This window comes from Metapseudomonas boanensis (assembly GCF_018704125.1).
GTDB classification, from domain to species: domain Bacteria; phylum Pseudomonadota; class Gammaproteobacteria; order Pseudomonadales; family Pseudomonadaceae; genus Metapseudomonas; species Metapseudomonas boanensis.
In genome coordinates this window covers 347,947-369,205 of sequence record NZ_JAGTIS010000002.1, presented here as the reverse complement: position 1 = coordinate 369,205, position 21,259 = coordinate 347,947, and the positions used below count along the sequence as shown (strand labels likewise).

The window sequence follows — 21,259 nt, the reverse complement described above, 5'->3', positions numbered from 1 at the left end:
AGGGGAAATTTCTCTGACGGTCGCTCCGTCAGAGAATGCGGCCTGTATCCCGTGCTGGCTCCAGGCGGATGGCGACGAATTTGGAAGTCGGCGTGAAGCTGCCCTCACCAAAACTGTCCAGCGGTACCAGCGGGTTCGTCTCCGGGTAATAGGCAGCCGCCTGGCCCGGTGGAATGTCGTACGCCAGCAAGGTGAAGCCTGACACCCGGCGCTCCACGCCATCGGCCCACAACGACACCATGTCCACCTTCTGTCCTGGCTCATAGCCTAGGCGATTGATGTCGTCGGCGTTGGCGAAGACCACTTCGCGCAGTCCCCGCACGCCACGATAGCGGTCATCCAGGCTGTAGATGGTGGTGTTGTACTGATCGTGGGAGCGCAATGTCTGCAGGATCAGATCGGGTTGTTCGCCGGTCTCGCGGACCTTCTCGTGCAGCAGGCTTTGCGGCAGCGAATGAGGAGCGAAGTTGGCGCGCCCGTTGGCGGTGCTCCAGCGGCGTTCACCGGCCGAGTTTCCCAGGTGGAAACCGCCTGGGTGCTGCACACGGCGATTGAAGTCGTGGAAGCCTGGAATGGTATCGGCGATCAGCTCGCGAATTCGGTCGTAGTGGCCGATCAGCGCATCCCAGTCCACGGGGTGGTTGCCCAGAACGGCCTTGGCGATGCCCGCGATGATGGCAGGCTCCGAGCGCATTTCGGCGGACAGCGGTTCGAGTTGGCCGTAGGACGCATGGATCATGCTGAAGGAGTCTTCCACCGTCACTGCTTGTGGGCCTTCCGCCTGCCGGTCGATGTCGGTGCGGCCCAGGCACGGCAGGATCAGTGCGTCGTTCCCGGTGGTCAGATGGCTGCGATTGAGCTTGGTGCTGATCTGCACGGTCAGCGCGCAGTGCTGCAGCGCGGCGTGGGTGCGTGGGCTGTCCGGGGTGGCCTGGGCGAAGTTGCCGCCAAGGCCGATGAAGACCTTGGAGTGGCCTTCGAGCATTGCGTTGATGGCTTCCACGGTGTTGTGGCCATGCTCACGCGGCACCCTGAACTGGAAGCGCTGCTCCAGCGCATCCAGCAGGGCGGCTGGGGGCCGGTCGTTGATGCCCATGGTGCGGTCGCCCTGCACATTGCTATGGCCACGGACCGGACACAGCCCCGCGCCCGGGCGACCGACATTGCCGCGCAGCAGTTGCAGATTGACGATTTCCTGGATGGTCGGCACCGAGTGGTGATGCTGGGTCAAGCCCATGGCCCAGCAGATGATCACGCGGTTTGCGTCGCGGTAGAGGCGCGCGGCGCATTCGATCTCGTCCAGGCGCAGCCCGGATTGCTGCTCGATCTGCGCCCAGGGTGTGGCGTCCACTTGTGCCAGGTAGGCGTCGACGCCCTCCGTGTGCTCGGCGATGAAAGCGTGGTCGAACACCGCCGCCTCACCCTTGGACTGGGCCTCGCGCTCCCATTGCAGCAGGAACTTGGCCATGCCGCGCAGGGCCGCCATGTCGCCACCCAGGGCTGGGCGGAAAAAGGCGGTATTGAGCGGCCTTGAACCATTGCTGAGCATTTCGAACGCGTGCTGCGGGTGCTGGAAACGTTCCAGCCCCCGCTCCTTGAGCGGGTTGAAGCAGGCGACCTGGGCGCCGCGCTTCACTGCCTCACGCAGTGGCTCCAGCATCCGTGGATGGTTGGTGCCGGGGTTCTGGCCGAAGACGAAGATGGCATCGGCATGCTCGAAGTCGGCGAAGGTGACGCTGCCCTTGCCGACGCCCACGCTTTGGCCCAGGGCGACGCCGCTGGCCTCGTGGCACATGTTCGAGCAGTCCGGGAAGTTGTTGGTGCCAAAGGCGCGGACAAACAGTTGATAGAGGAAGGCGGCTTCGTTGCTGGCCCGGCCCGAGGTGTAGAACTCGGCCTGGTCAGGGCTCTCCAGGTTGTGCAGGTGGCGTGCGATCAGGGCGAAGGCTTCGTCCCAGCTGACCGGCACATAGTGGTCAGTCTGGCGGTCGTAGCGCATCGGCTGGGTCAGGCGGCCCTGGTATTCGAGCCAGTAATCGCTTTGCCGGCGCAGCTCGCTGACGCTGTAGCGGGCGAAGAAAGTTGCACCCACACCGCGCTTGGTGGCCTCCCAGTTGACCGCCTTGGCGCCGTTTTCGCAGAACTTGATCCGGCCGTTTTCGGGCGAGTCGCCCCAGGCGCAGCCGGGGCAGTCGAAGCCGCCGTTCTGGTTGGTCTTGAGCAGGGCGCGGAGGTTCTTGAACGGCTGTTTGCTGTCCAGCCAGAAGCGGGTCACGCTGCGCAGCGCGCCCCATCCGGCCGCTGCACCCGTGTAAGGCTTGTAGCGGGGTCGTGCGGGTTGAAGGCTCATTCGATCGTGGCTTGTGGTGGCGGCGCAGGGCTGTAGACCCGGGGTGCGCTGTGGTGGGGCAGGTGGATGAGGTTGAGGTGATGCTGGCGGGCCCACTGCACGGTGAGGGTGGTGGGCGCCGAGAGGCTGACCAGGGTGGCCAGGCCGGCGCGCACCGCTTTGTGGATAAGTTCCAGGCTGCAGCGGCTGGTGACCACGGCAAAGCCTTCACGAGGCTCGATGCCTTCGCGCAGCAGGGCGCCAATCAGCTTGTCCAGGGCGTTGTGCCGGCCGATGTCTTCCCGGCACAGGTGCAGTTCGCCCGCCGCATCGACGAAGAGTGCGGCATGCAGGGCACCGCTGTGGCGAGCCAGGTCCTGCGCGGCGGCAATGCGGGGGCGCAGTTCGTGCAGGTGCTCGGCCGGAGGCAGTGGCGCCGGAACCAGAGATTGCAGGTTGGGCAGTGCCTGCTCCAGGGCTTCTACTCCGCACAGGCCGCAGCCCGTGGTGCCTGCCAGTTGGCGGCGCTGCTCCTTGAGCGACCAGAAAGCGCGGTTGCTGATCTGCACATCGGCCCGCAGTGCCGTCCCTTCACCGTGGATCTGTATGTCATAGATCTCGTCGATGGACTGGATGATGCCGCTGCTCAGGCTGAAGCCGGTGATGAAGTCTTCGAGTGCGCTGGGGGAAACCATCATCACGGCATGACTGATGCCGTTATAGGCGATGGCCAGGGCGCACTCCTCCGCCAACACCGCATCCTTGACGCAGGCTGGCTGGTCCAGTTCGGCATAGGCATAGCCCATTGGCGGAGGAGGCATGGAAACGGCGGAAAGATGGCGTTTGGCGCCTGGGCGTGGCATGGCGGGTGCCCCTGCGACGAATTGACCTAGCCATCCTAGGCCTGTCTGGCATGGGCGTCTAATCGTTGGTTCCGATGTGGTGATCGATGGTATCTATCGTTCGTGGAGCAACCTGTCATGAGCACGCAGTAGGGGCTCGGGGGGCGCCGAGTTCCTGCTCGCGAACTGGGAGGGGCGTGCTCGGGGCGGCTCGCCAGCAAGCTGGCTCCTACAGCGGCTGGGTTAGGGGTCGATCCAATAGCGCCTTTGCCTCCCCAAAACACGCATCCGCCAGCGCCGAGCGCGGCGCCCCACGGCGCAGGATCAGGCCCAACGGCGCCAGGGTGCGAGCGTCCGCAATGGGCGTCAGGGCCAGGTGTTCGGTGAAGTCGTCGAGGCCACTGTCGAGCGGCATGATGGCGCAGCACAGGCCGGCACTGACGGCTTGCAGCAGTTGATGGACGGCGTCGGTCTCCAGCCTTGGCTGGGGCGACAGGCCACGGCTGCGAAAGCCGTGATCGATGGACTGGCGGAAGTGCATGCCGCCCGAGAGCAGGCCCAGCGGCAGGTCGACCAGGCTTTCCCAGGCCAATGGTGCATCGTCGAAGGTGAAATGCCGCCGGTCGTGCAGCAGGCCCATGCGCGTTTGTGCCAGTTCCAGGCTCTCGAAGTGCTCGCGGTCGAGGCGATCCAGGTAGGACAGACCCAGGTCCAGCTGGTTGCGCGCCAGGCCCTCGAGCACCTGCTCGGAGCTGAGGGAGAACAGCTGGAAGCGCAGGCTCGGGTGCTGCCTTGCAAAGGCGTTCACCAGGCGCATTGGGTCGAAGCCGGCCAGCGGCACTACGCCCAGGCGCAAGGTGCCGACCAACTGGCCACGGCAGGCGGCGGCTTCGGCGTAGAGACCATCGTGGGCAGCGAGTAGGGTGCGAGCCCAGGCCAGTACACGCTGGCCCGCATCGGTGAAGCCTTCGAAGCGTTGGCCCCGGATCACCAGCTCCAGACCCAGCTCTTCCTCCAGGCTGCGCAGGCGCATCGACAGCGTCGGCTGGGTGACGTGGCAGCGCGCGGCGGCCTGGCCGAAGTGGCGGGTTTCCTCCAGTGCGATGAGGAACTTCAGTTGCTTGATGTCCATGCCGCCTCCTTGGGTGCCTGAGCATTCTAGCCATCACCGTTGGGCAGGTCCTCCAGAGAGTCTGGAACGGCCGTCTAGACTTGCACCTCCCGGGCGCATCTGCGCCTGTTTCCCCTGAGGAACGAGAGGAGCCGTCATGAGCATCTTCACCTTTGTCAAAGAAGCAGGAGTCAAGCTGTGGGAATCACTGGTCGGGCAGGAAGCGCAAGCCGCCGATTCGCTGAAGGAGCATGTGGCCAAGGTGGGTCTGGGCAACCCGGCGATCCAGGTATCGGTAGAAGGCGAAAAGGTGGTGGTACGCGGGGAAGTCGCCACTCAGGAAGAGAAGGAGAAGATTCTTCTGGCGCTGGGCAACGTTGAAGGCGTCGGTGAGGTCGAGGACCACATCACCGTCAATGCACCGGCTACCGTTCCTGCACGCTTCGTGACGGTGAAAAAGGGCGATACCTTGAGCGCCATCGCCAAGGCTGAGTACGGCAACGCCAACGCCTATATGAAGATCTTCGAGGCCAACAAGCCGATGCTCGCGCATCCCGACAAGATCTACCCAGGGCAGGTGCTGCGCATCCCCGAGTAGGGCCGAGGCTGCGCAGCACGGGCGGGGCAGTCTCGCTACAGCCCCTCGACCAGCGTGTGGTAGCTGTCCACCGCAGCGAACTCCTCGGTGTTTTTCGGCCCCTTGCGGCTGTCCGGTTCGCGCACGGCCAGCAGGTGGCCAATGCCGTACTGCCGGGCGCTGCGCAGGATTGGCAGGCTATCGTCGATGAATAGGCTGCGTGCCGGGTCGAAGCCGAAGTCTTGCTGCAGGGCGTCCCAGAACTGCTGGTCCTCCTTGGGGAAGCCATAGTCGTGGGAGCTGATCAGCCGGTCGAACCAGGGCGCGAGTTGCACCCGCTCCATCTTCAGTGACAGCGAATCGCGATGGGCGTTGGTAATCAGCGCTACGCGCTTGCCGGCGCGGCGCAGGGCAGCAAGGAAGAGATCAGAGCCCGGGCGCAGGGCGATCAGATGAGCCACTTCGCGCTTGAGGTCGCGGATCGGCAGGGCAAGCTCTCGGCTCCAGAAATCCGTGCAGTACCAGTTGAGCTGGCCGGCGTTGTCGCGGAACAGCGGCAGCAACTCGGCGTCGGCCAGTTCGCGGCTGATGCCGTGGTGCTCGGCGTAGCGCTGCGGCAAGTATTCCATCCAGAAGTGGTTGTCGAAGTGCAGGTCGAGCAGAGTGCCGTCCATGTCGAGCAGCACGGTGTCGATTTCAGGCCAGGGCAGTTGGGGCATAGGAGATACAGGACCGCTGTGTGGGGGCTGTCGCAATTGCAGGGTTGGCCGTCGCCACCAAACAATCTCTGGCGGGGACAATGGCCAAAGGCGGGGTATGATAACCCGCCGGTCATGCCAAGGAGTTCGTTATGCGTCAGAAGCCCACGGTGCTCGCCCGCGAAATCGTCGCCAGCAGCCGCCTGTTCCGCGTCGAGGAGTTGCAGTTGCGCTTCGCCAATGGCGTCGAGCGTACCTACGAACGTCTGGTGGGGCAGGGCACCGGATATGGCGCCGTGATGGTGGTGGCCCTGGCGGATGCCGAGCATGTATTGCTGGTGGAGGAGTACTGTGCCGGCACCGATGACTACCAGCTCTCGTTGCCCAAGGGGCTGATCGAGCCCGGTGAGGACGTGCTGGAGGCTGCCAATCGCGAGCTCAAGGAAGAAGCCGGATTCGGTGCTCGCCAACTGGAGCACCTGACCGAGCTGTCGCTGTCGCCAGGCTACATGAGCCAGAGAATCCAGGTGGTGCTGGCCCGCGACCTCTATGAAGAAAGCCTGCCGGGCGATGAGCCCGAACCGTTGCGGGTCGATCGCATCAGCCTGCGCGAGTTGTCGAGCCTCGCCCAGCACCAGCAGTTCAGCGAAGGCCGTGCCCTGGCGGCGCTCTATCTGACCCGCGATATCCTCAGCCAGCGCGGAGAGTTCAAACCATGAACCACCCACTCGTACCTGCCGTCATCGATCTGGTACGCCAGGCCGGTGAAGCCATCCTGCCTTATTGGCGCAGCGAGCTGACCGTGACCGAAAAGGTCGATGCCTCGCCTGTGACCGCAGCTGACCTGGCCGCGCACTTGATCCTGGATACCGGCTTGCGGGCACTTGACCCCAGTATCCCGGTGCTCTCCGAGGAGGCGGCAGACATTCCGCTGGCCGAGCGCAAGGGTTGGCATCGCTGGTGGCTGGTGGACCCGCTGGATGGCACCAAGGAATTCATCGCCGGTACTGACGAGTTCACTGTGAACGTAGCGCTGATCGAGCAGGGACGCGTGGTGTTCGGCGTGGTCGGCATGCCGGTGGGCGGGCGCTGCTATTACGGCGGTGCTGGCCTGGGCGCCTGGCGCGCCGAGCCGGCGGAGCAGGCGCATGAAATCAGCGTTCGCATTGCACCGGACGAGGCCTTTACGGTAGTCGCCAGTCGTCGCCATTCCAGCCCCGCGCAGGAGCGTTTGCTGAATGGGTTGGGCGAACTGTTTGGTGATCTGGCGCTGGCGAACATCGGCAGCTCGTTGAAGTTCTGCCTGCTGGCCGAAGGCACCGCCGACTGTTACCCGCGTCTGGCGCCGACATCACAGTGGGATACTGCCGCCGCACAGGGGGTGCTCGAAGGGGCGGGGGGCGAGGTGCTTGATCTGGCCGGCACCGCGTTGACCTATGAGGCCCGTGAGGATTTCCTCAACCCGTCCTTCCTTGCCCTGCCGGTCGCAGCCGAATGGCGTGCAGAGCTGATCCAACTGGCACGGGCGCTGGACTGATTCCGCAGTTCGATCGCCTGTGGGTGCGAATTCATTCGCAAAGGACCGCCTAGCGGTCCCTCATGGGCTGGGAAGGCAGGCCTGTGGCCTGCTTTGCGAATGATTTCGCACCCACACAATTCCTTCAGCCTGTCGCCTCTCCCTGCGGGAGATGGAAGACCGTGGCTCAATCCAGCATGTCGGCGAAACGCTCGTCTTTCTTGAACATCAGCGGCTTGGCGAAACCAGGTATCTGGATGCCGTCGCTGCTGAGCTCGATGCACTGCTCATCGATCAGGTCGTTACCGAAGTTGTAGATGATGTCGAACTGACCTTGCAGGGCTCGGCGGTCGTATTCCTGCGCGTTGGCGCGGGTCTCCTCGCGCTTGGCGCAATAGGCGGCGAAGGTGGCTTCGCCGTAGCGCTTGCGCAACATGCTTTCGACCAGGCGCGGGGAGATCAGCACGCCGGTCGCGTTGTTGCCGCCGAAGCCCTTGGAGTTGACGAAGCAGACGTCCAGTTGGCGCTCGCCCAGCACCTGGTCGCGGGTGAAGAGGGCGAGGTGATCACGGTGCACATCGTCGGCTACCCGGTCGATGGTCTTGATGCCCGGCAGGATGCCGTACTTGAAGGTACCGAGGGCGGAGATCACCTGGTCGCCGCTGGCGGTGGCCAGCGAGTGACCGACGAAGGCCTTCGCGGCGGCAACCGGCCACTCCTCGATGCCGAAAGCAGCGGCAACGCGGTCCAGCAGTTCGGATTCGGTTACGCGGTTGGCCGGGGTGCTGGAGCCGTGGGCGTGGACGAAGCTGCGCTGGCGCACGCCATCCGCGCCGATCAGCTGGGTGGCACTGGCCACGGCCTTGGCCAGGGTCAGGTAGTTGCCTGGGCCGGGAGCTGAAATGGATTTCTTGAAACCGTCGGCGTTGATGAACACATCGGTCACCGCACCGTGAATATCAGCGCCCAACTCGATGGCCAGGGCATCGTCCATCAGCACCACATATTGGCTGGATTCGGCCAGGGTGAAACCACAGTTCTCGCCGAACGGACGGCTGGCACGGCGGAAGTCCACCTCCTCACGGCCACCAACCTGGCGCAGGCCTTCCTCGGTGGCCAGGGCGCCCATGGCGCCATAGCCTTCGATGCACTCCTGGGTTATTGGCGCTTCGGCGTTCCCCACCAAGGCGACGCGAGCACGGCCTGAGGTGATGAGCTCGATGCCCTTTTGCAGGTTGTAGAGGAAGGTGGCGCAGGCGCCGGTGACGCTGCCGGTTGTGCCCACGCTGCCCAGCACGTAGGCATTGATGAAGTCGGCGGGCATGGTGTTCAGGCCCAGCGGCAGCTGCTTGGCGGTAACTCGTCCGCCCTTGAGGCGCGACTGCATCAGGCCACCGAAGCCGTTTTCGTCGAGCTGGCTCATGATGCTGCCCGAGAACACGGCAATCTCGTCCGGTTGCACATGGTTGACGATGGTTTGCCAGGGCAGGCCGATGGAGCGGATGGCATCGGTGGCAGCTACGACGGACATCTGCAGCCCGCGCGGATGGAAGCGCGAGTTGTAGAGCTCGCCCGGCTCGAAGCCGGTCGGCAGTTGGCCGGCGGACTTCACCGGCAGCTCGCGGTAGCTGTCGACCCTGAAGTCGCAGCGCTCGTGAATGGATACTTTGACCTCGCCATTCTCCAGCGTCTCCACCGACCAGTTGGCCGGGAGCGGCTCGGGCAGTTGCTTGCGTTGGGTGGTGAAGGAAAGGGCCTGGCCGTCGATGGCGGAGGCGGTGACGTTTTTCTGCCAATAGGCGGCGTCGACGTCCAGGTGTTGCTTCTCGACGCGGCGCACCAGGGTGGAGTCGAGGATTTGTGTCGCGTAGCGGGCCTCGATATCGGCCGGCGACAGAGCCTGGCCCTCGGCGCTGCGGTACTGGCCATCGATCACGCTGACCAGTTTCATCATCACTGCCAGGCCGGCCAGGGTTTCCTGGCGTGCCTGCGGTTCCAGGGTCTCGATCACGGTGCGGCGGAAACCGTGGTGGAACGAACTACGCCCTGCTGCGTTGTAGCCACCAAAACCCACAATGACTGGTAGTCGGGACATCACTCAGGAACTCCTCAAATGGACCATCTCATGCCGGCGGGTGCACTGCGGTGCGTGTTTGGCCGCTCTAGTGGCGGATTCGCAGCGACAAGTGTCACGGGCCAGGTGGCATGAGCCAGGTGGCAGCTCAAATATATTGGGATGTCTACCTGACGCGGGGCGTGACTATCAAGTCACTCCTTTGGTCATTTGAGGGCGAGTTGATGGGCGGTTCTTTGACCCGCATGGCAAAAGAATACGCCCCCACGAAGAAGCGGCTCACCCTGTTGGGGGCGAATTCATTTGCCAAAGGCCGCAAGGCGGCCCTGTTGTTGGCTCAACGATAGGTAATGCCAGGTTTTGCCGTGCTCACGCGGGTGCCGGCCTCACCGCGGGCGATAGCCTCGATGTCCGGCAGGGCGCCGATAACCGCGGCTTTACCTGTCTTGATGGCGAACTCGCAGGCGGCCTGGACTTTCGGGCCCATGGAGCCAGCGGCGAAGCCGAGGCGTTCCAATTCGTCCGGGTGGGCCTGGGCGATGCCTTTCTGGGTTGGCTTGCCCCAGTCGATGTAGGCGGCGTCCACGTCGGTGGCGATCACCAGCAGGTCAGCGTCCAGTTGCTCGGCCAACAGAGCCGAGCAGAGGTCCTTGTCGATCACCGCCTCGATGCCCTTCAACTTGCCACCGTCGTACATGGTCGGGATGCCGCCTCCGCCGGCGCAGACCACCACCGTGCCTTTCTCCAGCAGCCACTTGACCGGGCGAATCTCGAAGATCTGCTTCGGTCGCGGGCTCGGCACCACGCGGCGGAATTTGTTGCCATCAGGGGCGATGCTCCAGCCTTTCTCCTTGGCCAGGAGCTCGGCTTCCTCTTTCGTGTAGACCGGCCCGATGGGCTTGGTTGGTTTCTGGAAGGCGGGGTCTGCCGGGTCCACCTCGACTTGGGTGAGGATGGTAGCGAAGGGCACTTCAAAGGGGAGCAGGTTGCCCAGTTCCTGTTCGATCATGTAGCCGATCATGCCTTCGGTCTCGGCACCGAGTACGTCCAACGGGTAGGGGTTGGCAGCGTCGTAGGCGGCGCCTTGGAGGGCCAGCAGACCCACCTGCGGGCCATTGCCATGGGCGATCACCAGTTCGTTGCCCGGGGCTACCTTGGCAATCTGCTCACAGGCAATGCGCACGTTGTCGCGCTGGTTTTCCGCGGTCATGGCTTCGCCGCGACGTAGCAGGGCATTGCCGCCCAATGCGATGACGATTCGCATAGCAATTCTCCTTGGTCAGGGGCAAGTGGCGTAGGGTGGATGGCGCTCTTCCTCCACCAGGGCGGGGCCGCGATGGAAAGCCACGTCGTGGCTTTTCCACCCTACGCAGTGCGTGATGCAGTTTCCTCACCCCGGCTCTCTCCTGCCGGGAGAGGGGAGGGTCCGGGTTAGATATCAGCCAGAGTCGATACAAGGATCGCCTTGATGGTGTGCATGCGGTTTTCCGCCTGCTCGAAGGCAATGCAATACGGCGACTCGAAGACGTCATCGGTGACCTCGATACCGTTCTTCAGGTTCGGATACTGCTCGGCGATCTGTTTGCCAACCTTGGTCTCGCTATTATGGAAGGCGGGCAGGCAGTGCATGAACTTCACTCGCGGGTTGCCGGCGGCCTTCATCAGCTCCATGTTCACCTGATAGGGCAGCAGTACCTTGATGCGCTCGCCCCAGGCTTCCACGGGCTCGCCCATGGAGACCCATACGTCGGTGTGAATGAAGTCGACGTCTTTGACCGCGGCCTTCGCATCTTCGGTGAGGGTGAGGCGTGCGCCGCTCTCTTCGGCGAATTTCTTGCACTGGGCGACGAAATCATCCTCCGGCCACAGCGCCTTCGGTGCGGCGATGCGCACATCCATGCCGAGCTTGGCTCCAATCAACAGCAAGGAGTTGCCCATGTTGTTGCGGGCATCGCCAAGGTAGGCGTAGCTGATGTCGTGCAGTGGCTTGTCGCTGTGCTCGCGCATGGTCAGCACGTCGGCAAGCATCTGGGTCGGGTGGTATTCGTCGGTCAGGCCGTTGAACACGGGGACCCCGGCGTACTGGGCCAATTCTTCGACGATCTCTTGCTTGAAGCCGCGGTACTCGATGGCGTCGTACATGCGTCCGAGTACGCGGGCGGTGTCCTTCATGGACTCCTTGTGGCCGATCTGCGAGGACGTCGGGTCGATGTAGGTGACGTTGGCGCCCTGGTCATAGGCGGCGACCTCGAAGGCGCAGCGCGTACGGGTGGACGTCTTCTCGAAGATCAGTGCGATGTTCTTGCGCTTGAGGTGTTGCTGTTCGGTGCCGGTGTATTTGGCGCGCTTCAGGTCGCGCGACAGGTCCAGCAGATAACGCAGCTCGCGGGTGCTGTGGTGTAACAGGCTGAGCAGGTTACGGTTATGCAGGTTGAACGCCATGACTCTTTCTCCTTCAACGATGCTTCGGCGCAGGGGCAGGGCCTCCCTTACCCCCCGACCCCTCTCCCGGAGGGAGAGGGGGAATGGTCAGATCAGTAGTCGATCGGGTCGCGCAGGATCGGGCAGGTCATGCAGTGGCCGCCGCCACGCCCACGGCCGAGTTCGCTGGCGCTGATGGTGACCACCTCGACGCCAGCCTTGCGCAGCAGGGTATTGGTATAGGTGTTGCGGTCGTAACCGACCACCACGCCGGGCTCCAGGCAGACCACGTTGTTGCCATCGTCCCATTGCTCGCGCTCGGCCTCGAAGGCGTCGCCACCGGTCTGCACCACGCGCAGTTTCTTCAGGTTGAGTGACGCGGCGACTACCTCTATGAAGCTCTTCTCCTCGCGACGGATATCGATGCCATAGGGGCGGCTTTCATCCGGGCGCAGTACGAAGGGCACGATTTCCCTGACCACTTCCGGGAAGACGGTGACCAGGTCGCGGTCGCAGAAGGTGAACACGGTGTCCAGGTGCATCGCGGCGCGGGACTTCGGCAAGCCGGCGACGACGATCTTCTGGGCCGCGCCCTTGGCGAACAGCGATTGCGCCAGTTGGCCGATGGCCTGGCGCGAGGTGCGCTCGCCCATGCCGATCAGCACCACGCCGTTACCGATGGGCATCACGTCGCCACCTTCCAGGGTCGACATGCCGTGGTCCGTGTCCGGGTCGCCGTACCAGACTTCGAACTCGGCGTTGGTGAATTCCGGGTGGAACTTGTAGATGGCAGAGGCCAGCAGGGTCTCCTGGCGCCGTGCCGGCCAGTACATCGGGTTGAGGGTCACGCCGCCATAGATCCAGCAGGTGGTGTCACGGGTGAACTGGGTGTTGGGCAGCGGCGGCAGGATGAAGCTGGAGTGGCCCAGGTAGTCGCGGTACATCTTGATGACGCTGGCGCCTTCACTGTCCGGCAGGTCGGAGCCGGCGACCCCGCCGATGAGAAATTCGGCGATCTTGCGCGGTTCCAGGCCTTCGAGCCAGGAACGCACTTCGTTGGTCAGGCCGAGGCCAACCTGGTCCAGGGTGATCTTGCGATCGAGTATCCACTTCAAAGCTTCCGGGATCTGCACGATGTCGGTGAGCAGGTTGTGCATTTCCAGGACTTCGACGCCACGCTCGCGCATCTTTGTGACGAAATCAAAGTGGTCGCGCTTGGCCTGGCTGACCCAGATCACGTCATCGAACAGCAGCTCGTCGCAGTTGTTGGGCGTCAGGCGCATGTGCGCGAGGCCCGGCGAGCAGACCATTACCTTATGCAATTTACCGGCTTCGGAATGAACGCCGAGTTTGACTTTGGACATGGCAGGGTCTCCTTACGAGTTACAGGGTCAGGAAGCCGTCGTAGAGGCCATAGCCCGCTACGACTGCGCCGATTACCACGGCGACGAAGATCAGCTTCTCGACATTGGTGAAGATTGGCTGGCCAACTTCCCGTTTGGCCATGGCGAACAGGATCGCGCCCGGGGCATACAGCAGGGCGGAGAGCAGCAAATACTTCACGCCGCCGGCATACAGCAGCCAAATGGCGTAGATCAGTGCGATGGCCGCGATGACCAGGTCCTTGTTGCGCTCGCTGGTGTCCTGCTCGTAGGTCTCTCCGCGAATTGGCAGCAACACGGCATAGGCGGCAGACCAGAGGTAAGGCACCAGGATCATCGAGGTCGCCAAGTAGATCAGCGACAGGTAGGTGCCGGCGCTGAACAGCGTGACGATCAGGAACAACTGCACCATGGCGTTGGTCAGCCACAGGGCGTTGGCCGGTACCTGCTTGGCGTTCTCCTTGCGAAGGAAGGCCGGCATGGTGTGGTCCTTGGCCGCAGCGAAGAGGATCTCGGCGCAGAGCAGTACCCAGGACAGCAACGCACCCGCCAGGGAGATCACCAGACCAACGCTGATCAACACCGCACCCCAGTCACCGACGACATGCTTCAGCACGGCCGCCATGGACGGGTTCTGCAGTTTGGCCAGTTCCGGCTGGGTCATGATGCCGAGCGACAGGACGTTCACCAGCACCAGCAGCAGCAGCACGATGACGAAGCCGAGGATAGTGGCCTTGCCCACATCGCTGCGCTTTTCAGCACGGGCGGAAAAGATGCTTGCACCCTCGATGCCGATGAACACCCAGACAGTGACCAGCATCATGTTGCGAACCTGGTTCATCACGCTGCCCAGGTCCGGGTTCATTGCACCCCAGATGTCGGCGGTGAAGATGTCCAGCTTGAAGGCGAACAGGCAGATGAGGATGAACAAGAACAGCGGCACCACCTTGGCGACAGTGGTTATCAGGTTGATGAACGCCGCTTCCCTGATACCTCGTAGTACCAGGAAGTGCACGCCCCAGAGCACAATCGAGGCGCCGATGATGGCTGCGAGCGTGTTGCCCTCGCCAAAGATCGGGAAGAAGTAGCCAAGGGTGCTGAACAACAGTACGAAGTAGCCGACGTTGCCGATCCAGGCGCTGATCCAGTAACCCCACGCCGAAGAGAAGCCCATGTAGTCGCCGAAACCGGCTTTTGCATAGGCGTAGACCCCGCCGTCGAGGTCGGGCTTGCGGTTGGCCAGCGTCTGGAAGACGAAGGCCAGGGTGAGCATGCCGACCGCAGTGATTGCCCATCCGATCAGGATGGCGCCCACATCGGCGCTGGCGGCCATATTCTGTGGCAGTGAGAATATTCCTCCTCCCACCATCGAGCCAACCACGAGCGCAACTAGAGCACCAAGCTTTAGTTTCTCAGCAGAATCTGACATCTAAACCTCCATCTGGAGTAGGAACTTGGCCAATTGAGCGCTCGGAGTGAGGGGCGCGTTCTGATCCAGATCAAGAGCAGACTGATCAAGCATGAGTGACAATTTCCTTACTGTCTGGGACGAAGGTAATTGCCGCAGATGGCTGCTCGAAGCGAGCAAGATAGAGGGGGCGGCGAGCCATCCTGGGCAATGCCAAGTTCACGTTAGCTGGTTTTCGTGACCCTTCAAGTTGTAACTAGTGTGAATGGATTGGCCTGATAAAACGTTATTTCAGCTGAAGGAAAACCCTGTCAGCTATTAGTTTTAAATGGCTATAAGAGGTTGGTTTGAAATTTTTTTAGGAGATATGAATGTTGGGGGGCAAGACATGCGGGATTTCAAAGGCGGTAGGCGAGGGGCGGGACCGAAGATAAAAAAGCCCCGCATGTGCGCGGGGCATGAGTAACCCTGGAAGGGGTCAGAACCAGTTGTCCTGCATCGTCAGGCAGGTGTCGTCACGGGCCACGAGCAGGGCCAGGTCGTGGTGGCAGCTGGGCACTTCCCAGGTCAGGAAGTAGCGGGCGGCTTGCAGCTTGCCCAGGTAGAAGTCGGCATCCGCTGAGTTACCGCGGGCCAGTCCTTCTTCGGCGCAGATTGCCTGCTCCAGCCAGCGCCAGCCGATCACGGCGTGACCGAAGACCTTGAGGTAGAGCGCTGAATTGGCCAGTGCCTGGTTGACCTTGCCTTGAATCAGGTCGCCGAGCAGTTCCAGGGTCACGCTGGAGAGTCGCACTACCAGATTTTCCAGCGGCTGGCGCAGCGGATCGAGCGATTCAGAGGCGGCGGCGCGCTGGCAGCAAGCCTGGATCAGGCGCGTCAGCTGCTTGAGGCCGGCGCCGTTGTTCTGCGACACCTTGCGGCCCAGCAGGTCCAGCGACTGGATGCCGTGGGTGCCTTCATGGATCGGATTCAGGCGGTTGTCGCGGTAGTACTGCTCCACAGGGTATTCGCGGGTGTAGCCGTGTCCACCGAGAATCTGGATCGCCAGTTCGTTGGCCTTCAGGCAGAACTCCGAGGGCCAGGATTTGACGATCGGCGTCAGCAGGTCGAGCAGTTCATGGGCCTGTTGGCGTTCTTCAGCGGTGGCCAGGGTCTGGGTATCGTCGAACAGGCGCGCGGCATAGAGACCGAGATCGAAAGCGCCTTCCACATAGGCTTTCTGGGTCAGCAGCATGCGTCGCACGTCGGCGTGCTCGACGATCGGCACCTGGGCGGAAGTTGGATTCTTGCCGTCCGGGTGGCGACCTTGCGGGCGCTGGCGGGCGTATTCCAGGGAGTAGAGATAGCCGGCGTAACCCAGCATGATCGCGCCCATGCCAACGCCTATACGCGCTTCATTCATCATCTGGAACATGTAGGAGAGGCCAGCGTGGGGCTTGCCCACCAGGTAGCCGACGCACTCGCCGTTGTCGCCGAAGTTCAGCGCAGTGGAGGTGGTGCCACGCCAGCCCATCTTGTGGAACAGGCCGGCCAGGACCACGTCGTTGCGTTTGCCAAGGCTGCCATCCTCGTTGACCAGGAACTTGGGCACGATGAACAGGCTGATACCCTTGACCCCCGGCGGGGCGTCCGGAAGCTTGGCCAGCACCATATGCACGATGTTCTCGGAGATCGGCTGGTCGCCGCCGGAGATGAAGATCTTGTTGCCCTTGATGCGGTAGGTTCCATCGGCGGCCGGTTCGGCGCGGGTGCGGATGTCCGACAGCGAGGAACCGGCATGCGGCTCGGTGAGCGCCATGGTGCCGTAGAAACGGCCTTCGATCATGGGGGTGAGGAAGCGCTGCTTCTGCTCGGAGTTGCCAAAGCTCTCGATCAGGTTGCTGGCGCCCATGGTCAGCATGGCGTAGGAGCTGGTGGCGATGTTGGCCGACTGGAAATGCGCGAAGCAGGCTTGGGACAGCAGGTTGGGCAGCTGCATACCGCCCACTTCGAAATCGCGGGTGGCATTGAGGAAGCCGGCCTCGATGAAGGCTTCCAGTGCCGGTTTGACTTCGGGGATCAGCACGGCGCCACCGTCGACGTACTGCGGCTCGTTCTCGTCGTTCTTGCGGTTGTGCGGCGCGAAGAGTTCTTCGGCGATGCCGCGAGCCGTGCCGATGGCGGCGTCGAAGGTCTCGCGAGAGTGCTCGGCAAAGCGCTCCCGCTGGGTCAGGGCTTCGGCGTCCAGCACTTCATAGAGCTCGAAGGCCAGGTTACGGGAACTAAGCAGGGTCTCGGACATGGTGGCTCTCCGGTTGGATGTTTGGAGTCTAGATCGGTGAATGAAGGTCTCCTAGCAACATCCATTGGCGTGATAAAGCAGCAAAACCTCGCCGTCATCAAACGAGCTCCGGCTGGTAAACTGCGCACCTTGCGAGGACCTGACCCAATGAATTACCGCCATGCCTTCCACGCCGGCAACCATGCCGACGTGCTCAAACACTTCACCTTGGCCCGCCTGATTGCCTTGCTGTCGCGCAAGGAGGCACCTTTCGCCTACCTCGACAGCCACGCTGGCGTGGGCCTGTACGACCTGCAAGGTGACCAGGCCAGTCGTACCGACGAATGGCGCGAAGGCATCGGCCGCCTCTGGGGCCTGGCCGACCTGCCGGCCCCCATGGCCGATTATCTGCGGGTGATCCATGAGCTGAACCCGGATGGCCAGCTGCGCTACTACCCCGGCTCACCGGAACTGGCACGTCGCCTGACCCGTCCCCAGGATCGCCTGCAACTGAACGAAAAGCACCCGGAGGATGGCCTGCTGCTCAAGGACAACATGGCCGGCGATCGTCGGGTGGCCGTGCAACTGGGCGAAGGCTGGCACATGCCACGTGCGCGATTGCCGGTGGCGGAGAAGCGCGCGTTGATGCTGATCGACCCGCCCTTCGAGCAGGCCGATGAGCTGGGCCGCTGCGTGACGGCACTCAAGGAGGCCGTCGGGCGAATGCGCCAGACGGTGGTGGCCATCTGGTATCCGATCAAGGATCAGCGTCAGCTCAAGCGTTTCTACCAAGGGCTCGAAACAAGCGGGGCGCCCAAGCTGCTGCGCGCCGAACTGATGGTGCATCCGGCAGACAACGCAATTGGGCTCAATGGCTCAGGACTGGCGATTGCCAACCCGCCATGGGGCCTGGAGGATGAGCTACGTCAGGTCCTGCCCTGGCTGGCCGAGCGCCTGGCGCAAAGCCAGGGGCGCTGGCAGCTCGACTGGTTGATCGAGGAAGCGAAACCGTAGAAAGCGACGGGCTGCACCCATCGTTGGTCCAGCCTTTCTCAGGCAGGCAGGCAGACGCCGGTGCCGCCCAGGCCGCAATACCCACTGGGATTCTTTGCCAGGTACTGCTGGTGATAGGCCTCGGCGTAGTAGAAGGTGGGGGCTTCGATGATCTCGGTGGTAATGGCACCCAGCCCGGCCTTTTCCAGCTCGGCCTGGAAGCGTTCCTGGCTGGTGCGCGCAGCTGCCAGTTGCTCGGGGCTGTAGCAGTAAAGGGTCGATCGGTACTGGGTCCCGACGTCGTTGCCCTGACGCATGCCCTGAGTCGGGTTGTGCGCTTCCCAGAACACCCGCAGCAAGTCTTCGTAGCGGATCTGCTGCGGGTCGAACACCACCAGCACCACTTCCGCGTGTCCGGTCAGTCCGGAGCAAACCTCGTCATAGGTCGGATTAGGCGTAAAACCGCCGGCGTAGCCAACGGCCGTCGTCCAGACTCCAGGCTGCTGCCAGAAGCGCCGCTCGGCTCCCCAGAAACAGCCCAGACCGAACAGCGCCATTTGCAGGCCCTGCGGGAAGGGCGGTTGTAGGGGGCGACCGTTGACGTAGTGGCTGTCGGGCACCGGCATGGGAGTCTCGCGCCCGGGCAGGGCTTGTGCTTCCGTAGGCAGCTCGAGTTTGTGAGCGAGAATTTGCGAACGCAGGACCATCAGCCTTCTCCTGGTTGGGGGATCCGAGGGGGGAACCACAGTGACCAGGATGTTACCGCGACTCAGGCCCCGGCGCGTGACGGATAACGGCCAAGGTATTGCAGCAGCTGCTGACCGGCAATCGGCTTGTCGAACAGGTAACCCTGGCCGACGTCGCATTGCTGGCGCCGTAGGAAGCCCAATTGCGCCGGCGTCTCGATCCCTTCCGCGACCACCTTGAGCTTGAGCTTGTGCGCCATGGCAATCACGGCGGAGGTGATTTCCTTGTCGTCCTGGTTCTCGGGAATGTCCTTGATGAAACTGCGGTCGATCTTGATTACGTCGATGGGGAATTTCTTCAAGTAACTCAGCGACGAATAGCCGGTGCCGAAATCGTCCATGGCGAGGGTGACGCCGAGATCTTTCAGGCAGTTGAGCTGGTGCCGGGTATCGTCCGTAGCCTCCAGCAGCAACCCTTCGGTCAGCTCAAGCTCGAGCTGTGCGGGCGGCAGTTGCTCCTCGTCCAGAATGGCAGCGATCGAGCCGACCAGGTCGGGGTCGCTGAACTGCTTTGGGGACAGGTTGATCGCGACCTGTAACTGCCCGAGCCCGGCGGACTGGAGGCGGTGGCTCATGCGGCAAGCTTCCCGGATCACCCATTTGCCAATGGGAATGATCATTCCGGTTTCTTCGGCCACGCTGATGAATTGGTCGGGGCTGATCATGCCTTTGTCTGGATGATGCCAGCGCAGCAACGCCTCCATGCCCAGGAGCTTTGCGGTCTTCAGGCACAGCTTGGGCTGGTAGAATACTTCCAGTTCGTTCTGGGCCAGGGCGCGGCGCAGGTTGTTCTCCACGAACAGCTTGTAGCTTGCCTCGGCATTCAGGACTTCGGTGAACAGCTGCACCTGATGCTTGCCGTTGGCCTTGGCCTTGTGCAGGGCAAGACCGGCGTGCTTCATCAGTGTTTGCGGGTCGCGCCCATGTACGGGGGCGCAGGCCAGCCCAAGCGAGCCGGTGACGCTGATCAGCTGGTTATCGACGAACAGTGGCTTGTCCAGGGTCTTGAGGACCTGACCGGCTATCTGCTGGCCGCTTTCCAGGTCGGCGCCGTCCAGCAGCACGGCGAACTCGTTACTGGCAAAGCGGGCGAGCACGCCCGAAGGACTCAGGCTGTTGCGCAGGCGCCGGGCCAGGCTCACCAGCAGTTTGTCGCCAGTCTGGTGACCGAGGCTATCGTTGATCCGCTTGAAGTTGTCGATGTCCACCAGCAGCAGGCAGAGGGGCGTTTCGCGGTCGCTCTGGAAGCGCTCCTCGAGCGTACGGATGAAATACGGGCGATTGCCAAGGCCGGTGAGGTTGTCCGAATAGGCCAGCTTCTCGATGCGCTGCTGGGCCAGTTTGCTTTGGGTGACGTCTTCGTAAATGCCGATGTAGTGAGTCAGCTCGCCGCCCTCGCCGAATACCTTGGAGATCGACAGCTGGCCCCAGTAAGGCTCGAGATTCTTGCGCCGACTTCGGAACTCTCCTTGCCAACTGTTGCAGGCTGCCAAGCCCGAACCGGTATCGAAGAGCAGGTCGCTGAAGTTCTCCAGGGCTGGTAGCTCGGATAGCCGGCGGCCGTGGACTTCTTCGGCGCTGTATTGGGTGATGGCGGTGAAACTCGGGTTGACGTACTCCACCAGGCCGTCGCGATCCACCAGCAGGAAGGCGCTGGCGCTTTGTTCGACCGCGCGCTGGAACAGGTGCAGGGCACTGGTAGCGTGACGCCGCTGCTGGTTCACCAGCACTTGGGCGAACTGGTCGGCCAGCTCGCCTGCGAAGGCAATTTCATCGGTCTGCCAGACTCGCGAGGCTCCGGTGTGCTCCAAGCACAGTACGCCGACCACCTCACCGCCTATACGGATGCTGGCATCGAGCATCGCCGAGACGCCTTCCGGTTTCAGGTAGGTATCGGCAAGTTCGCGGGTTCGGGGGTCGCTCAGGGCATCGCTCGCATCAATGGCGCGACCACTGTGCAGGGCTTCGAGGTAGCGGGGGTAGAGGCTGATATCAACGGACAACGGTTGCTCGAAGTGCGCCTGGTCACGGCGATAGAGGCTGATCGCCGAGAGTTGGCTGCCTTCCAGTAGCCAGATCCCGCTGCGAGCTACGTCGTAGGCCTCCGAGGCGGCCTGGGAGATCAGGCGCGCGGCTTCCTGGGCCGGGTCGCTGGACGTGTAGCGATGACGGGCCAGGCGAACGATGAGACTTTGCTGGGCCTGCGAGCGGACCAGATGCTGCACATGGTCTTCCTGGGCGCGTTGATAGCGCGCCAGTGAACTACGCAGATACGAATTCTGGGCTTCGAGGTCGAGACCTTTCTGCGCTGCCCGGGGCTCATCGACGCCCCCTGGAATGACCAGGTAACCGCGCAGCAACTGGCGCCCGTGTTGCTGGAAGGCTTCCCCAATTTCCAGCAGACGCAACGGTCCGTTCGGACTGTGCAACGTGTAATGGATGGAATAGTGTCGGTGTTCGGCCAGCTGCCGCTGGACTTCGTCATGCAGGCTGTAGCGAACCTGAGGCTCCATCAGGCTGGCGAAGGGCGCATCGAGGAAGCCGCAGAGTTCGCTGGCGGGAAGTCCGATGCTGCGCTCGCAGGCGGGATCGAGGAAAAGCAGTGCCCAGCTCGCTTCATTGAGCCGCTCGAAACGCATCAGGCCCAGTCGGGAGGGCACTGGCAACTGCGTCACTACCTCGGCCACCGCACGGTTGGTGGCATCGGGATGGCTTTTCATTCGGCGCTGGGTATCCACGTGGCCGGCGGGGGCGTGGCCCTGCCTAACTTCCTTAAACCATCGGGCAAGCGTGCATCATGCTGTTGGCACTGGCAAGCAACCCTAGGCCTGTAGGCACAAGCATTCGCGTTCCTGAAGGAGTGTAGTTCCGAGTTTTGCGCTGATGCGCTGCATTTCAAGTA

General features: G+C 62.8%; 17 protein-coding genes. 5 read left to right on the top strand and 12 right to left on the bottom strand.

Annotated features, from left to right (window positions below):
• Window positions 1-28: 28 nt before the first annotated feature.
• The 3 genes from J7302_RS05750 to J7302_RS05740 all read right to left on the bottom strand — a co-directional run bounded on the left by J7302_RS05750 (window position 29) and on the right by J7302_RS05740 (window position 4,303).
• Window positions 29-2,350: an FdhF/YdeP family oxidoreductase gene (locus J7302_RS05750; protein ID WP_215371666.1), complete on the bottom strand. Its 2,322-nt coding sequence runs from the start codon at window positions 2,348-2,350 to the stop codon at window positions 29-31.
• Window positions 2,347-3,192: a formate dehydrogenase accessory sulfurtransferase FdhD gene (gene fdhD, locus J7302_RS05745; protein ID WP_215371663.1), complete on the bottom strand. Its 846-nt coding sequence runs from the start codon at window positions 3,190-3,192 to the stop codon at window positions 2,347-2,349. The genes J7302_RS05750 and fdhD overlap by 4 nt, the downstream gene beginning before the upstream one ends.
• A gap of 208 nt (window positions 3,193-3,400) precedes the next feature.
• The gene (locus J7302_RS05740) at window positions 3,401-4,303 is read right to left on the bottom strand and encodes a LysR family transcriptional regulator (protein ID WP_215371661.1); all 903 of its coding nucleotides are present in this window, start codon (window positions 4,301-4,303) and stop codon (window positions 3,401-3,403) included.
• A gap of 136 nt (window positions 4,304-4,439) precedes the next feature.
• On the opposite strand from J7302_RS05740, the gene lysM reads away from it, so the two are divergent.
• Window positions 4,440-4,880, top strand: coding sequence for a peptidoglycan-binding protein LysM (gene lysM, locus J7302_RS05735; protein WP_215371658.1), 441 nt, complete (start codon window positions 4,440-4,442; stop codon window positions 4,878-4,880).
• 35 nt (window positions 4,881-4,915) lie between these two features.
• Here the strand turns inward: lysM and yrfG are convergent, their stop codons facing one another.
• Window positions 4,916-5,578, bottom strand: a complete 663-nt coding sequence (yrfG, locus tag J7302_RS05730; RefSeq protein WP_215371656.1) for a GMP/IMP nucleotidase — start codon at window positions 5,576-5,578, stop codon at window positions 4,916-4,918.
• A gap of 131 nt (window positions 5,579-5,709) precedes the next feature.
• Between yrfG and nudE the strand changes: the two genes are divergently transcribed.
• Both nudE and cysQ read left to right on the top strand, forming a co-directional pair.
• The gene (gene nudE, locus J7302_RS05725; RefSeq protein ID WP_215371653.1) at window positions 5,710-6,276 is read left to right on the top strand and encodes an ADP compounds hydrolase NudE; all 567 of its coding nucleotides are present in this window, start codon (window positions 5,710-5,712) and stop codon (window positions 6,274-6,276) included.
• The gene (gene cysQ, locus J7302_RS05720; protein WP_215371650.1) at window positions 6,273-7,094 is read left to right on the top strand and encodes a 3'(2'),5'-bisphosphate nucleotidase CysQ; all 822 of its coding nucleotides are present in this window, start codon (window positions 6,273-6,275) and stop codon (window positions 7,092-7,094) included. The genes nudE and cysQ overlap by 4 nt, the downstream gene beginning before the upstream one ends.
• 166 nt (window positions 7,095-7,260) lie before the next feature.
• On the opposite strand, the gene J7302_RS05715 is transcribed toward cysQ, so the two are convergent.
• On the bottom strand, window positions 7,261-9,168 hold the full coding sequence (locus J7302_RS05715; protein WP_215371648.1) for a beta-ketoacyl synthase: 1,908 nt from the start codon (window positions 9,166-9,168) through the stop codon (window positions 7,261-7,263).
• A gap of 110 nt (window positions 9,169-9,278) precedes the next feature.
• Here J7302_RS05715 and J7302_RS05710 point away from each other — a divergent pair, with 110 nt between their 5' ends.
• A complete protein-coding gene (locus tag J7302_RS05710; protein ID WP_215371646.1) occupies window positions 9,279-9,494 on the top strand; it encodes a hypothetical protein in 216 nt (71 codons plus the stop codon).
• Here the strand turns inward: J7302_RS05710 and arcC are convergent.
• The 5 genes from arcC to J7302_RS05685 all read right to left on the bottom strand — a co-directional run bounded on the left by arcC (window position 9,485) and on the right by J7302_RS05685 (window position 16,639).
• Window positions 9,485-10,411, bottom strand: a complete 927-nt coding sequence (gene arcC / locus J7302_RS05705) for a carbamate kinase (RefSeq protein WP_215371644.1) — start codon at window positions 10,409-10,411, stop codon at window positions 9,485-9,487. The two genes, J7302_RS05710 and arcC, sit on opposite strands and share 10 nt — an antisense overlap.
• A gap of 167 nt (window positions 10,412-10,578) precedes the next feature.
• Complete coding sequence (locus J7302_RS05700) at window positions 10,579-11,589, bottom strand: ornithine carbamoyltransferase (RefSeq protein WP_215371642.1); 1,011 nt, start codon at window positions 11,587-11,589, stop codon at window positions 10,579-10,581.
• A 92-nt stretch (window positions 11,590-11,681) separates the two neighbouring features.
• Complete coding sequence (gene arcA / locus J7302_RS05695) at window positions 11,682-12,932, bottom strand: arginine deiminase (RefSeq protein WP_215371641.1); 1,251 nt, start codon at window positions 12,930-12,932, stop codon at window positions 11,682-11,684.
• A gap of 19 nt (window positions 12,933-12,951) precedes the next feature.
• Window positions 12,952-14,379, bottom strand: a complete 1,428-nt coding sequence (arcD, locus tag J7302_RS05690) for an arginine-ornithine antiporter (RefSeq protein ID WP_215371639.1) — start codon at window positions 14,377-14,379, stop codon at window positions 12,952-12,954.
• Between the two features lie 457 nt (window positions 14,380-14,836).
• Entirely contained in the window at window positions 14,837-16,639 is a 1,803-nt protein-coding gene (locus tag J7302_RS05685; RefSeq protein ID WP_215371637.1) for an acyl-CoA dehydrogenase, read from the bottom strand.
• Between the two features lie 147 nt (window positions 16,640-16,786).
• Between J7302_RS05685 and J7302_RS05680 the strand changes: the two genes are divergently transcribed.
• Entirely contained in the window at window positions 16,787-17,632 is an 846-nt protein-coding gene (locus J7302_RS05680; protein WP_215371635.1) for a 23S rRNA (adenine(2030)-N(6))-methyltransferase RlmJ, read from the top strand.
• A gap of 38 nt (window positions 17,633-17,670) precedes the next feature.
• Here the strand turns inward: J7302_RS05680 and msrA are convergent, their stop codons facing one another.
• Window positions 17,671-18,318, bottom strand: coding sequence for a peptide-methionine (S)-S-oxide reductase MsrA (gene msrA, locus J7302_RS05675; protein ID WP_215371632.1), 648 nt, complete (start codon window positions 18,316-18,318; stop codon window positions 17,671-17,673).
• Between the two features lie 62 nt (window positions 18,319-18,380).
• On the bottom strand, window positions 18,381-21,077 hold the full coding sequence (locus J7302_RS05670; protein ID WP_215371630.1) for a putative bifunctional diguanylate cyclase/phosphodiesterase: 2,697 nt from the start codon (window positions 21,075-21,077) through the stop codon (window positions 18,381-18,383).
• Window positions 21,078-21,259: the final 182 nt, after the last annotated feature.